Annotated in this window: 11 protein-coding genes and 1 pseudogene; 9 read left to right on the top strand and 3 right to left on the bottom strand. The window is 71.1% G+C overall.

From position 1 onward, the window contains the following. The first annotated feature begins 62 nt into the window (after positions 1-62). Positions 63-2,039, top strand: a complete 1,977-nt coding sequence (thrS, locus tag AC07FK_RS25555) for a threonine--tRNA ligase (RefSeq protein ID WP_479107271.1) — start codon at positions 63-65, stop codon at positions 2,037-2,039. A gap of 43 nt (positions 2,040-2,082) precedes the next feature. On the opposite strand, the pseudogene AC07FK_RS25550 reads toward thrS, so the two are convergent. After that, positions 2,083-2,742: pseudogene (locus AC07FK_RS25550) on the bottom strand (potassium channel family protein); the annotation flags it as partial. A gap of 66 nt (positions 2,743-2,808) precedes the next feature. On the opposite strand from AC07FK_RS25550, the gene AC07FK_RS25545 reads away from it, so the two are divergent. Beyond that, entirely contained in the window at positions 2,809-3,372 is a 564-nt protein-coding gene (locus tag AC07FK_RS25545; RefSeq protein WP_479107270.1) for an HIT family protein, read from the top strand. A gap of 29 nt (positions 3,373-3,401) precedes the next feature. Here AC07FK_RS25545 and AC07FK_RS25540 read toward each other — a convergent pair whose 3' ends face one another. Together AC07FK_RS25540 and AC07FK_RS25535 are read right to left on the bottom strand one after the other, a co-directional pair. After that, the gene (locus AC07FK_RS25540; RefSeq protein ID WP_479107269.1) at positions 3,402-5,069 is read right to left on the bottom strand and encodes a hypothetical protein; all 1,668 of its coding nucleotides are present in this window, start codon (positions 5,067-5,069) and stop codon (positions 3,402-3,404) included. A gap of 184 nt (positions 5,070-5,253) precedes the next feature. Then, positions 5,254-7,461 carry an elongation factor G-like protein EF-G2 gene (locus tag AC07FK_RS25535; RefSeq protein WP_479107304.1) on the bottom strand — a complete coding sequence of 736 codons (2,208 nt, stop codon included), beginning with the start codon at positions 7,459-7,461 and terminating at the stop codon, positions 5,254-5,256. Between the two features lie 267 nt (positions 7,462-7,728). On the opposite strand from AC07FK_RS25535, the gene pgsA reads away from it, so the two are divergent. The 7 genes from pgsA (at position 7,729) to AC07FK_RS25500 (ending at position 13,529) form a co-directional block, all read left to right on the top strand. Continuing rightward, on the top strand, positions 7,729-8,388 hold the full coding sequence (gene pgsA / locus AC07FK_RS25530; RefSeq protein WP_479107268.1) for a phosphatidylinositol phosphate synthase: 660 nt from the start codon (positions 7,729-7,731) through the stop codon (positions 8,386-8,388). Further along, complete coding sequence (locus AC07FK_RS25525) at positions 8,385-9,296, top strand: phosphatidylinositol mannoside acyltransferase (RefSeq protein ID WP_479107267.1); 912 nt, start codon at positions 8,385-8,387, stop codon at positions 9,294-9,296. Before pgsA ends, AC07FK_RS25525 begins: the two co-directional genes overlap by 4 nt. Continuing rightward, on the top strand, positions 9,293-10,453 hold the full coding sequence (locus AC07FK_RS25520; RefSeq protein ID WP_479107266.1) for a glycosyltransferase family 4 protein: 1,161 nt from the start codon (positions 9,293-9,295) through the stop codon (positions 10,451-10,453). Before AC07FK_RS25525 ends, AC07FK_RS25520 begins: the two co-directional genes overlap by 4 nt. 104 nt (positions 10,454-10,557) lie before the next feature. Beyond that, the gene (locus tag AC07FK_RS25515; protein WP_479107265.1) at positions 10,558-11,106 is read left to right on the top strand and encodes a hypothetical protein; all 549 of its coding nucleotides are present in this window, start codon (positions 10,558-10,560) and stop codon (positions 11,104-11,106) included. A 99-nt stretch (positions 11,107-11,205) separates the two neighbouring features. Continuing rightward, a complete protein-coding gene (pdxS, locus tag AC07FK_RS25510; protein ID WP_028814108.1) occupies positions 11,206-12,114 on the top strand; it encodes a pyridoxal 5'-phosphate synthase lyase subunit PdxS in 909 nt (302 codons plus the stop codon). An 8-nt stretch (positions 12,115-12,122) separates the two neighbouring features. Beyond that, positions 12,123-12,713: a pyridoxal 5'-phosphate synthase glutaminase subunit PdxT gene (pdxT, locus tag AC07FK_RS25505; protein ID WP_479107264.1), complete on the top strand. Its 591-nt coding sequence runs from the start codon at positions 12,123-12,125 to the stop codon at positions 12,711-12,713. 63 nt (positions 12,714-12,776) lie between these two features. Continuing rightward, on the top strand, positions 12,777-13,529 hold the full coding sequence (locus AC07FK_RS25500) for a YebC/PmpR family DNA-binding transcriptional regulator (protein ID WP_138900436.1): 753 nt from the start codon (positions 12,777-12,779) through the stop codon (positions 13,527-13,529). Positions 13,530-13,681 lie beyond the last annotated feature (152 nt).

The raw sequence follows: 13,681 nt of genomic DNA, 5'->3' as shown, positions 1-13,681 counted from the left end.
CGGTACAGTAAGGCACTACGCGCGCTGCATCTTCGCGCGACCCCCTCAGTCAGGAGAGACCGGTGTCAGACGTCCGTGTGTTCGTCCAACGCGATTCCGAGCGGGAAGAGCGCGTGGTGACGACGGGCACTACGGCGGCCGAACTGTTCCCCGGCGAGCGCACCGTCGTCGCCGCGCGCGTGGCCGGCGAGCTTAAGGACCTGGCGTACGTCGTCGCCGACGGCGAGGAGATCGAGCCGGTCGAGATCTCCTCCGAGGACGGCCTGAACATCCTGCGCCACTCGACCGCGCACGTCATGGCGCAGGCCGTGCAGGAGCTCTTCCCCGAGGCGAAGCTCGGCATCGGCCCGCCGGTCAAGGACGGCTTCTACTACGACTTCGACGTCGAGAAGCCGTTCACCCCCGAGGATCTCAAGGCCATCGAGAAGAAGATGCAGGAGATCCAGAAGCGGGGGCAGCGGTTCTCGCGCCGCGTCGTCACCGACGAGGCCGCCCGCGAGGAGCTGGCCGACGAGCCGTACAAGCTGGAGCTCATCGGCATCAAGGGCTCCGCTTCCACTGACGACGGCGCGAACGTCGAGGTGGGCGGCGGCGAGCTGACCATCTACGACAACCTCGACGCCAAGACCGGCGACCTGTGCTGGAAGGACCTCTGCCGCGGTCCGCACCTGCCGACCACCCGCAACATCCCCGCCTTCAAGCTGATGCGCAACGCCGCCGCCTACTGGCGCGGCAGCGAGAAGAACCCGATGCTCCAGCGCATCTACGGCACCGCGTGGCCGTCGAAGGACGAGCTGAAGGCGCACCTGGAGTTCCTCGCCGAGGCCGAGAAGCGCGACCACCGCAAGCTCGGCAGCGAGCTGGACCTCTTCTCGATCCCCGAGCAGATCGGCTCCGGCCTGGCGGTCTTCCACCCCAAGGGCGGCATCGTCCGCCGGGTCATGGAGGACTACTCGCGCCGCCGGCACGAGGAGGAGGGATACGAGTTCGTCTACACCCCGCACGCGACCAAGGGGAAGCTCTTCGAGACCTCGGGCCACCTGGACTGGTACGCCGACGGCATGTACCCGCCCATGCAGCTCGACGAGGGCACGGACTACTACCTCAAGCCCATGAACTGCCCGATGCACAACCTGATCTTCGACGCGCGGGGCCGGTCCTACCGTGAACTGCCGCTGCGCCTCTTCGAGTTCGGGACCGTGTACCGGTACGAGAAGTCCGGCGTGGTGCACGGCCTGACCCGGGCCCGCGGCTTCACCCAGGACGACGCGCACATCTACTGCACCAAGGAGCAGATGGCGGAGGAGCTCGACCGTACGCTCACCTTCGTCCTCGGGCTGCTGCGCGACTACGGTCTGACCGACTTCTACCTGGAGCTGTCCACCAAGGACCCGGAGAAGTTCGTCGGCTCGGACGAGATCTGGGAAGAGGCCACCGAGACGCTGCGCCAGGTCGCCGAGAAGCAGGGTCTGCCCCTGGTCCCGGACCCGGGCGGCGCCGCGTTCTACGGCCCGAAGATCTCCGTCCAGTGCAAGGACGCCATCGGCCGCACCTGGCAGATGTCGACCGTCCAGCTCGACTTCAACCTGCCCGAGCGCTTCAACCTGGAGTACACCGGGCCGGACGGGTCCAAGCAGCGCCCGGTCATGATCCACCGAGCCCTGTTCGGTTCGATCGAGCGGTTCTTCGCCGTCCTGCTCGAGCACTACGCGGGTGCGTTCCCGGCGTGGCTGGCTCCCGTCCAGGCGGTCGGCATCCCGATCGGCGACGCCCACATCCCGTACCTCCAGGACTTCGCGGCGGACGCGAAGAAGAAGGGGCTGCGCGTCGAGGTGGACGCGTCCTCGGACCGGATGCAGAAGAAGATCCGCAACCAGCAGAAGCAGAAGGTCCCGTTCATGATCATCGTCGGTGACGAGGACATGAACGCCGGCACGGTCTCCTTCCGCTACCGCGACGGCTCGCAGGAGAACGGGATCCCCCGGGACGAGGCGCTGGCGAAGCTCGCCGACGTGGTGGAGCGCCGCGTACAGGTGTGACGCCGGCCCGCGCACGCGGAGGAGCGGCCCCCGGGGAGCATCGGCTCCCCGGGGGCCGCTCCTCGTCCCGGCCCGCGAACGTCTGGATCAGCCAGGAGGAGAACGAGCCGGTCACCGCCCCCAGCAGCGCCAGGCCGCTTGCCATCAGCCCGGCCGCGAGCAGCCGGCCCTGCCGGGTCACCGGCGCCACGTCGCCGTACCCCACCGTCGTGAGCGTCGAGCACGTCCACCACACCGCGTCCCCGAAGGTGCGGATCGTGGCGCCGGGGGCCGCGTGCTCGTGGTGGTAGACCCCCAGCGCCCCGGCGAAGCCGAGCAGCAGCGCCGACAGGCCCGCATACGTGATCACACGGCCGTGCAGGCTCAGCCGAGGCTCTCCGCGCCGACGCTGCACCGCTGAGTACAGCCGCACCACGCGCAGCGGGCGCAGCAGGGGCAGCACCAGGCGAAGCGTGTCGAGCCAGTGGGTGCGGACGAAGCGCGGGCCCTGGCCCGCCAGCCGCCACCGCACCGCGTAGTCGGTCACGAAAGCCGCCCAGGTCACGGCGGTCACCACCCGGCAGACCACCCGCCATGGCTCGGGCAGGTCGTGGGCCAGGACCCGCACCGCGTACGCCGTGAGGAACAGCAGCGAGGCGGCGAAGAGCGGGAGCTCGGTGCGCTGTTCCCAGGACGCGGGCGGACTGTCACGGTCGGCGTGCATCGGACCAGCATCGCCGGGCGGTCGCGGGACTCGCCCCGGCGACACGTTCGGCGGGTACCACGTCATATGCTGCACACCATGACGATTGAGCCGGAGCAGCAGATCGGAGTGGGGACGCCGGACGCGTTCCAGCGCCTGTGGACGCCCCACCGGATGGCGTACATCCAGGGGGAGAACAAGCCGACCGGCCCGGGGGCCGAGGACGGCTGCCCGTTCTGCTCGATTCCGGCGAAGTCCGACGAGGACGGGCTCGTCATCGCGCGCGGTGAGCACGTGTACGCGGTGCTGAACCTCTACCCGTACAACGGTGGCCACCTGATGGTCGTCCCGTACCGCCACGTCGCCGACTACACGGACCTCGACGACGCCGAGACCGCCGAGCTCGGCGCCTTCACCAAGCGCGCGATGACGGCGCTGCGCACGGCCTCCGGGGCGCAGGGATTCAACATCGGGATGAACCAGGGCGCGGTCGCCGGGGCCGGCATCGCGGCCCATCTGCACCAGCACGTGGTGCCGCGCTGGGGCGGGGACACGAACTTCATGCCGGTCGTCGGGCACACCAAGGTGCTGCCGCAGCTGCTGGGCGACACCCGCACGATGCTGGCCGACACCTGGCCGGCGGCGCACTGACCGGGGCCGGGGGCCGGGCCCCCGGCGCGTCACGCGTCGTACACGTCGGCCTTCCTCGGCGCCGCGTCCTGCACCAGGCCGCTGAGGACCAGGGAGCGGTTGGTGAAGCGCTCGGTGTCCACGCCGTGGTCGTCGAGCACGCGGATGGCCGCGGCGTGCACGACGCGCAGGACGGGGGTGGCCGCGCGCATCGCGTCGTCGGCCATGAAGCGGTGCCGCCAGGGCTTGTCGGCCCAGGCGTGCCGCAGGCCGAAGGGCTCGGGCAGCACGATCTTGCCGCCCAGGAAGTCGAGGACCGGCGGGAACCAGGTGAAGGGCGCCCGGACGGCCAGGCGGACCACCTCGTTGGCGTCGACGAGCGGCAGCGTCTTGTCGACCGTCTCCCAGAACCTGACCGGCTTGCTCACCGTCACCGTCTTGGCCGCGGGCTTGGTGGTGAAGAGCGAGTGGACCGGTCCCAGGGCGTGGCCGGTGACCTCGATGCGCAGCGTCTCGTGCAGCACGGTGACCGTGATCAGCATGGTGATGACCAGCTGACCGTCCCAGAGTGTGAACTGAACGCCCAGATAGTGGCGGTTCCCGGCGCCGAACTGCTGCTCGTTGCAGATCCGCTGTATCTCGTGGCCCTTGATCTGGAACGCGTCGACGTCCTGTCCGTCGGGCCTGGCGACCTCGGCCGCGTTCTCACCGATCGGGGCGACGATCCAGTGCCGTACGGAGGGCTTGGGGAAGCCGCCGGTGTGCAGCGGGCCGCGCTCCAGCATCCGCAGCTGGTCGTGGATGGCGCGGATGACGTCCCAGCTGCGGAACCCGTGGATCTCCTTGCCGGGGTCGCGGGGGACGAGCTCCTCGGCGAGCTGCCAGCTGCCCCAGCGGGTGCCCATGCCGAGTATCCCCTTGGGGCCGGCGTAGAAGACCGAGTTGCTGTACTGCTCGGCGGTGAGCTTGGCGAGCGACTGGCGAAGCTGCTCGGCGGCGGACTCGTTGGGGTCGCGGGGCACGGCCTCGGGGATCTTCGCGCCCACGCCGCCGCCGCCCAGCAGGCTCTCCCAGCGGGTCCGCATGTCCTTGGCCGTGGACTCGCTGATCCGCTTGGCCAGCATCCAGCCGACGACGGGAGCGACGATCATGGCCCGCAGGTAGAGCGAGAGGAAACCGTCGACGGGCAGCTTGACGAAGAGGATCAGCAGCAGCCCGCCGACCGCTACCAGGGCGGCGGTGCCGAAGGCCCCGGCCCGCTTGCCCTGCGCGCCCGCGATCGTACGGCGCAGCTGGAAGACGGCGAGCCAGATGAGCAGCCCCGGCAGGAAGAGCAGGCCGCAGAGCGCCATGACGCCGGTCAGCTTTGCGTCCCGTTCCCTGCGGATGCGGGTCGCGGCGAGGCAGTGCTCGACGACGGTCTGCGGTTCGGTGCCGAACGACTGGATGAGCGCCTTGCGGGCCCCGCCGAGCATGCGGACCTGGACCGCGCGGGAGAACGCCTCGCCCAGGTTCGGTTCGAGGAGGGAGAGCTTGCCCTTCTTCACCTCGGACTTGTGCCACTCGCTGTTGGCTTTGAGGATCTCGGTCACCGGGCTGTCGCGGTACGCCGCCGAGGCCAGGGCCTGCGTCGCGGCCGTCTGGCCCGCGGCGCCCTGGAGCGGGACCTGTGCCCCCGGTGAGAAGTCGAACCCGTCATCCGCCACTGCTGCCCCCATCGCCGCACGCAACCGCTCCTGCGGCCTCTTCCCAACTGCCCTGCCCCGCACACCTTCTGGGCGGGGGCGCCCCGGAGCGTCCAGCGTATCCGGCGCGGCCGGGCGAAGCCCCGGGATGACCCTGCCCGTCATGGGACAGTGAAATGCCGCCCGTCGCCATCGAATTGGACGGGCGGCCTGTCAACTATGATCCGTTTTCGGCCTGTTCGCGGATCTTGCCCGCCAGCTGGGGCGGCATCGGCTCGTGCCGGGCGTACGAGCGGTCGAACCGCCCCGCGCCGTGCGACAGCGACCTCAGGTCCACGGCGTACCGCTCCATCTCGATCTCCGGGACCTCGGCGCGCACGAGCGTGCGCCCCTGCCCCGTCTGCTCGGTTCCGACCACGCGCCCCCGCCGTCCCGACAGGTCGCTCATCACCGGCCCCACGTAGGCGTCGGGCACGAGGACCAGCACCTCGGCGAACGGTTCCAGCAGGTGGATCCTCGCCTCCGCCGCGGCCTCGCGCAGCGCCAGCGCGCCCGCCGTCTGGAACGCCGCGTCGGAGGAGTCGACCGAGTGCGACTTCCCGTCGGTCAGCGTCACCCGTACGTCGACGAGCGGGTAGCCGGCGGCGACGCCCCGCGCCGCCTGCGCGCGTACGCCCTTCTCGACGGACGGGATGAACTGGCGCGGCACCGCGCCGCCCACCACCTTGTCGACGAACTCGATGCCGCTCCCCGGCGGCAGCGGCTCGACCTCGATCTCGCAGATCGCGTACTGACCGTGGCCGCCGGACTGCTTCACGTGCCGCCCGCGCCCGAACGCCTTCGCCCCGAACGTCTCGCGCAGCGACACCTTGTGCGGCACGGCGTCCACCCGTACCCCGTACCGGCTGCGCAGCCGTTCCAGCGCCACGTCGCGGTGGGCCTCGCCCAGGCACCACAGCACCAGCTGCCGGGTGTCCTGGTTCTGCTCCAGGCGCATCGTCGGGTCCTCGGCGACCAGCCGCGCGAGTCCCTGGGAGAGCTTGTCCTCGTCCGCCTTGCTGTGCGCCTGGATGGCGAGCGGCAGCAGCGGATCGGGCATGGTCCACGGCTCCATCAGGAGCGGGTCGTCCTTCGCGGACAGGGTGTCCCCGGTCTCGGCCCGCATCAGCTTCCCGACGCTGGCGATGTCGCCGGCGATGCAGCGGTTGAGGGTGCGCTGCTGCTTGCCGAAGGGCGAGGACAGGGCGCCCACGCGCTCGTCCGCCTCGTGGAGGTCCAAGCCCTCGTGGCTCCGGTCCGTGAGTCCGTGCCCCGACACGTGCACGGTCTCGTCGGGCCGCAGCGTGCCGGAGAAGACCCGTACCAGGCTGACTCGTCCCACGTACGGGTCGGACGCCGTCCTGACCACCTCGGCGGCCAGCGGCCCGTCGGGGTCGCAGGTGAGCGGCGGGCGCGGACGGCCGTCCGGGGTGGTGACGGCGGGCACCTCGCGTTCGGCCGGCGTCGGGAAGCCGCCCGTGATCAGCTCCAGCAGTTCGACCGTGCCGATGCCCTCGCGGTTCCCCTCGGCCGCCGGGGCGGCGGCCAGCACCGGATGGAAGGTGCCGCGCGCCACGGCCCGCTCCAGGTCCTCGACGAGCGTCTTGTGGTCGATCTCCTCTCCACCGAGATAGCGGTCCATGAGGGTCTCGTCCTCGCTCTCGGCGATGATCCCCTCGATCAGCCGGTTGCGGGCCGTCTCGATCCTGGGCAGCTGCACGCCGTCCGGCGCGATCTCCTCGCGCTTGCCCGAGGAGTAGTCGAAGACCCGCTGCGACAGCAGGCCGACGAGCCCTTCGACCGGGGCGTGGCCGTCCGCTCCCGGGGGACCGTAGAGCGGCAGGTAGAGCGGCAGTACGGCGTCGGGGTCGTCGCCGCCGAACGCCTGCGCGCAGACCCGGGTCATCTCGTCGAAGTCGGACCTGGCGGCTTCGAGGTGGGTGAAGACGATCGCGCGCGGCATGCCGACCGCGGCGCACTCCTCCCACAGCATGCGGGTCGAGCCGTCCACGCCGTCCGAGGCCGAGACGACGAAGAGGGCGGCGTCGGCCGCCCGCAGACCGGCCCGCAGCTCCCCGACGAAGTCGGCGTACCCGGGGGTGTCGATCAGGTTGATCTTCACGCCGTCCCATACGACCGGGACCAGTGAGAGCTGTACCGAGCGCTGCTGGCGGTGCTCGATCTCGTCGTAGTCCGAGACGGTCGCGCCGTCCTCGACACGGCCCGCCCGGTTGACCGCTCCCGTCGCCAGCGCGAGAGCCTCGGTCAGGGTGGTCTTGCCCGATCCGCTGTGGCCGACCAGCACGACGTTGCGTATCGACGAGGGCCGGTCGGCCGCTGCCGCCCTGCCGGCGGCTCCGGGGTGGGTGTGCGTCTTGTCGCCCATGATCCTGCCTCCCAGTTCGAGCACGGTGAGGAGAGGGGGCGCGGACATGTGGGAGCCGCAGTGACGAGGCGACACCAGTGACGCCCGCGGTCATTCGAGCTTTCCACTCCCGCCACGGCGCGTCCATACGTAGTACGCGACCGGCAGGCGGCAGGAGCCCCCGTGAGGGCCCGGCGGTGCCCCGGCACTGCCGGAGGCCGGTCGTCGCTACGATGGGCCAGCCGGTGGCCATAGGGGCCGCACGGCGCACCGACCCTCGGGAAGGCCATGCTGAACAAGTACGCGCGTGCATTCTTTACGCGTGTCCTCACACCGTTCGCCGCGTTTCTGCTCCGTCGAGGGGTCAGCCCCGACGCGGTGACGCTCATCGGCACGGCCGGAGTGATGGCGGGTGCGCTGGTCTTCTTCCCCCGGGGAGAGTTCTTCTGGGGCACGATCGTCATCACGCTCTTCGTCTTCTCCGACCTCGTCGACGGCAACATGGCGCGGCAGGCGGGGGTGTCGAGCCGCTGGGGCGCCTTCCTGGACTCGACGCTCGACCGGGTCGCCGACTCGGCGGTCTTCGGCGGGATCGCGCTCTGGTACGCGGGCGGCGGGGACGACAACGTTCTCTGCGCGGTCGCCATCTTCTGCCTCGCCAGCGGCCAGGTCGTCTCGTACACCAAGGCCCGCGGCGAGTCCATCGGCCTGCCGGTGGCGGTCAACGGCCTGGTGGAGCGGGCCGAGCGGCTCGTCATCACCCTCGTCGCCGCCGGACTGGCCGGACTGCACGGCTTCGGCGTGCCCCACATCGACGTCCTGCTGCCCTTCGCGCTGTGGATCGTGGCCGTCGGCAGTCTCGTGACGCTCGGGCAGCGGGTCGTGACCGTACGCAGGGAGGCGGCCGAGGCGGACGCCGCCGCGCCGGGGACCGGGGCCACGCCGTGAGCGGAGCCCGGGACCGGCTGACGGACGGCCTGTACGGCCTCGGGTGGGCCGCCGTGAAGAAACTGCCCGAACCGGTGTCCGTGGCCCTGGGGCGGACCATCGCGGACACCGTGTGGAAGCGCCGCGGCCCCAGTGTGCTGCGGCTGGAGTCCAACCTCGCCCGGGTCGTCCCCGACGCGGGTCCCGAGCGCCTCGCCGAGCTGTCCAAGGCCGGCATGCGCTCGTACATGCGCTACTGGATGGAGTCCTTCCGGCTGCCCGCGTGGAGCGCCGAGCGCATCAGGGCCGGGGCAGAGATCGAGAACGTACACCTCCTGACGGACGTGCTGGGCGCCGGCCGGGGCGCCGTCGTCGCGCTGCCGCACCTGGCCAACTGGGACCTGGCCGGGGCGTGGGTCACCACCGAGCTGGGCGTCCCGTTCACCACGGTCGCCGAGCGCCTCAAGCCGGAGACGCTGTACGACCGGTTCGTCGCGTACCGCGAGAGCCTCGGGATGGAGGTCCTGCCCCATCAGGGCGGCAGCGCCTTCGGTACCCTCGCGCGGCGGCTGCGGGCCGGCGGCCTCGTCTGCCTGGTCGCCGACCGCGACCTGTCCGCGTCGGGCACCGAGGTGAAGTTCTTCGGCGACACGGCGCGGATGCCCGGCGGCCCGGCCCTGCTGGCGCAGCAGACCGGGGCCGCGCTGCTGCCCGCGACCCTCTGGTACGACGACTCGCCGGTGATGCGGGCACGCATCCACCCGCCGGTCGACGTACCGGAGACCGGTACGCGGGCCGAGAAGACGTCCGTCATGACGCAGGCGCTCGCGGACGCCTTCGCCGCCGGCATCGCCGAGCACCCCCAGGACTGGCACATGCTGCAACGGCTGTGGCTCGACGACCTCGAGCCGCGTCAGGAGACTTCGTGAAGATCGGCATTGTCTGCCCGTACTCGTGGGACGTGCCGGGCGGCGTCCAGTTCCACATCCGGGACCTGGCCGAACACCTCATCGGCCTCGGTCACGAGGTGTCGGTTCTCGCGCCGGCCGACGACGAGACGCCGCTGCCCCCGTACGTCGTGTCCGCGGGCCGCGCCGTGCCGGTGCCGTACAACGGCTCGGTCGCCCGCCTGAACTTCGGGTTCCTCTCCGCCGCGCGGGTACGGCGCTGGCTGCACGACGGCACCTTCGACGTGATCCACATCCACGAGCCGACCTCCCCCTCGCTCGGGCTGCTCGCGTGCTGGGCCGCGCAGGGGCCGATCGTCGCCACCTTCCACACCTCCAACCCCAAGTCCCGCGCGATGATCGCGGCCTACCCGATCCTGCAACCGGCGCTGGAGAAGATCAGCGCCCGCATCGCGGTGAGCGAGTACGCGCGGCGCACGCTGGTCGAGCACCTCGGCGGGGACGCGGTCGTCATCCCCAACGGCGTCGACGTCGACTTCTTCGCCGAGGCCGAGCCGAAGGCGCAGTGGCAGGGACGGACGATCGGCTTCATCGGCCGCATCGACGAGCCCCGCAAGGGCCTGCCCGTCCTGATGCGCGCCCTGCCGAAGATCCTCGCGGAGTGCCCGGACGCGCGGCTGCTGGTGGCGGGGCGGGGCGACGAGGACGAGGCGGTCGCCTCCCTGCCGAAGGAGATGCGCGAGCGCGTCGAGTTCCTCGGCATGGTCAGCGACGAGGACAAGGCGCGGCTGCTGCGCAGCGTCGACCTGTACGTCGCGCCGAACACCGGCGGCGAGAGCTTCGGCATCATCCTGGTCGAGGCGATGTCGGCGGGCGCGGCGGTACTGGCGAGCGACCTCGACGCGTTCGCACAGGTCCTCGACCAGGGCGCCGCGGGGGAGCTCTTCGCCAACGAGGACGCGGACGCGCTCGCGTCGGCGGCCGTCCGGCTGCTGGCGGATCCGGAGCGGCTGGCGGAGCTGCGGCTGAAGGGCTCGGCGCACGTACGGCGCTTCGACTGGTCGACGGTGGCCGCCGACATCCTGTCCGTGTACGAGACGGTGACGGACGGCGCGGCGTCGGTGGACACCGACGAACGCTCGGGGCTGCGGGCCCGGTTCGGGCTGGCCCGGGACTGACCGGGGCCGCGTCTCGCGGCCAGGCCGGCATGTCCCGGGACTGACTCCGGCCCGGCCCACGGGGCCGGCCGGCGCCCCGCCCGGCCCGGGTAACGTTGCCGCCCGTGACCGTAACCCTCATCTGGATCGTCGTAGCCCTCGTCGCGATCGGGCTGTACCTCAGCTGGACCGCGGGACGGCTGGACCGCCTGCACGCCCGTATCGACGCCTCCCGCGCCGCGCTCGACGCCCAGTTGCTGCGCCGCGCCTCGGTCACCCAGGAACTGGCGACCTCCGGGGTGCTCGACCCCGCCGCGTCGATCCTGCTGTACCAGGCCGCACACGCCGCCCGGCAGGCCGAGGAGGACCACCGTGAGGTGGCGGAGAGCGACCTCAGCCAGGCGCTGCGGGCGGTTTTCGGTGAGGCGGCGCAGGTCGAGGCGGTCAAACAGGCACCCGGCGGCGAGGACGCTACCGGGGAGCTGGCGGCGGCCGTACGCCGCGTGCCCATGGCGCGGCGCTTCCACAACGACTCCGTCCGCGCCGCACGGGCGCTGCGCCGCCACCGCAAGGTGCGCTGGTTCCGGCTGGCGGGCCACGCGCCGTTCCCGTTGGCCTTCGAGATGGACGACGAGCCCCCTGTGGCGCTGGCCGACCGCCCCGGCAGCCAGTAAAACGAGCCACCGACTGCACATTGGCCCTTGCGGTGGACTGATCCGCCGGGGTTCTCTCGTACAGAGCAAAAACCTTCTTTCTCCGAGTGAGGTCCATCCGTGTCCAGCACCAGCAACTTCCAGGCCCCCGAGACCGGCACCGCACGCGTGAAGCGCGGCATGGCGGAGCAGCTCAAGGGCGGCGTGATCATGGACGTCGTCAACGCCGAGCAGGCGAAGATCGCCGAGGACGCGGGCGCCGTGGCCGTCATGGCGCTGGAGCGCGTGCCCGCCGACATCCGCAAGGACGGCGGCGTGGCCCGGATGTCCGACCCCAACATGATCGAAGAGATCATCGAGGCCGTCTCCATCCCCGTCATGGCCAAGTCCCGCATCGGCCACTTCGTCGAGGCCCAGGTGCTCCAGTCCCTCGGCGTCGACTACATCGACGAGTCCGAGGTCCTGACCCCGGCCGACGAGGTCAACCACTCGGACAAGTGGGCCTTCACCACCCCCTTCGTCTGCGGCGCCACCAACCTGGGCGAGGCCCTGCGCCGCATCGCCGAGGGCGCGGCCATGATCCGCTCGAAGGGCGAGGCCGGCACCGGCAACGTCGTCGAGGCGGTGCGTCACCTGCGCCAGATCAAGAACGAGATCGCCAAGCTCCGCGGCTTCGACAACAACGAGCTGTACGCCGCCGCCAAGGAGCTCCGCGCCCCGTACGAGATCGTCAAGGAGGTCGCCGAGCTCGGCAAGCTCCCGGTGGTGCTGTTCTCCGCCGGTGGCGTCGCCACCCCCGCCGACGCCGCGCTGATGCGCCAGCTCGGCGCCGAGGGCGTCTTCGTCGGCTCCGGCATCTTCAAGTCCGGCGACCCGGCCGCCCGCGCCGCCGCCATCGTGAAGGCCACCACCTTCTACGACGACCCGAAGATCATCGCGGACGCGTCCCGGAACCTGGGCGAGGCCATGGTCGGCATCAACTGCGACACCCTCCCCGAGTCCGAGCGCTACGCCAACCGCGGCTGGTAGTGCCGGACATGAGCAACCCTGTGATCGGCGTCCTGGCTCTTCAGGGCGACGTACGGGAGCACCTGGTCGCCCTGGCCGTGGCGGACGCCACGGCCAGGCCGGTCCGGCGCCCCGAGGAACTCGCCGAGGTCGACGGCCTGGTCATCCCCGGCGGCGAGTCCACCACCATGTCCAAGCTGGCCGTGCTCTTCGGCATGCAGGAGCCGCTGCGCGCGCGCATCGCGGACGGCATGCCCGTCTACGGCACCTGCGCCGGCCTGATCATGCTGGCCGACAAGATCCTCGACCCGCGCTCGGGCCAGGAGACGTTCGGCGGCATCGACATGATCGTGCGCCGCAACGCCTTCGGGCGGCAGAACGAGTCGTTCGAGGCCGAGGTCGAGATCGCGGGCATCGAGGACGGCCCCGTGGAGGGCGTGTTCATCCGCGCCCCCTGGGTGGAGTCGGTCGGCGCCCGGACCGAGGTGCTCGCGGAGCACGACGGACACATCGTCGCCGTCCGCCAGGGCAACGCCCTCGCCACGTCGTTCCACCCCGAACTGACGGGCGACCACCGGGTGCACCGGCTCTTCACCGAGATGGTGCGCGCCGTACGCTGACGGGATCCCGGTAGGATCTCTGCCGAACGCAGCAGTATTTGGTGACGCGAAGGAGACAGGCGGATGTCCGGCCACTCTAAATGGGCTACGACGAAGCACAAGAAGGCCGTGATCGATGCCAAGCGCGGCAAGCTCTTCGCGAAGCTGATCAAGAACATCGAGGTCGCGGCGCGCACCGGCGGCGCCGACATCGACGGCAACCCGACCCTCTTCGACGCCATCCAGAAGGCGAAGAAGAGCTCCGTCCCCAACAAGAACATCGACTCCGCGGTCAAGCGCGGTGGCGGTCTCGAGGCGGGCGGCGTCGACTACGAGACCATCATGTACGAGGGTTACGGCCCCAACGGTGTCGCGGTGCTCATCGAGTGCCTCACCGACAACCGCAACCGTGCCGCCTCCGACGTGCGCGTCGCCATGACCCGCAACGGCGGCTCGATGGCCGACCCGGGCTCCGTCTCGTACCTCTTCCACCGCAAGGGCGTCGTGGTCGTCCCCAAGGGTGAGCTGTCCGAGGACGACGTGCTCGGCGCGGTGCTCGACGCGGGCGCCGAGGAGGTCAACGACCTCGGTGAGTCCTTCGAGGTCCTCAGCGAGGCCACCGACCTGGTCGCGGTCCGCACCGCGCTCCAGGACGCCGGCATCGACTACGACTCGGCGGACGCCAACTTCGTCCCGACCATGCAGGTCGAGCTCGACGAGGAAGGCGCGCGGAAGATCTTCAAGCTGATCGACGCGCTGGAGGACAGCGACGACGTGCAGAACGTCTTCGCCAACTTCGACGTGTCCGACGAGGTCATGGAGAAGGTCGACGCCTGACCCTCTGGTCAGTGGCGCGAAACAGCGGCGGGGGGGGGGGGGGGAACCCCCCCCCCCCCCCCCCCCCCTCCCACCCCCCCCCCCCCCCCCCCCCCACCCACCCCCCCCCCCCCCCCCCCCCCCCCCCCCCCCCCCCCCCCCCCCCCCCCCCT

It is taken from the genome of Streptomyces sp. NPDC046122 (genome assembly GCF_056429965.1).
The sequence above is the reverse complement of the archived record's forward strand: the minus strand, read 5'-3'. Positions and strand labels throughout refer to the sequence as shown.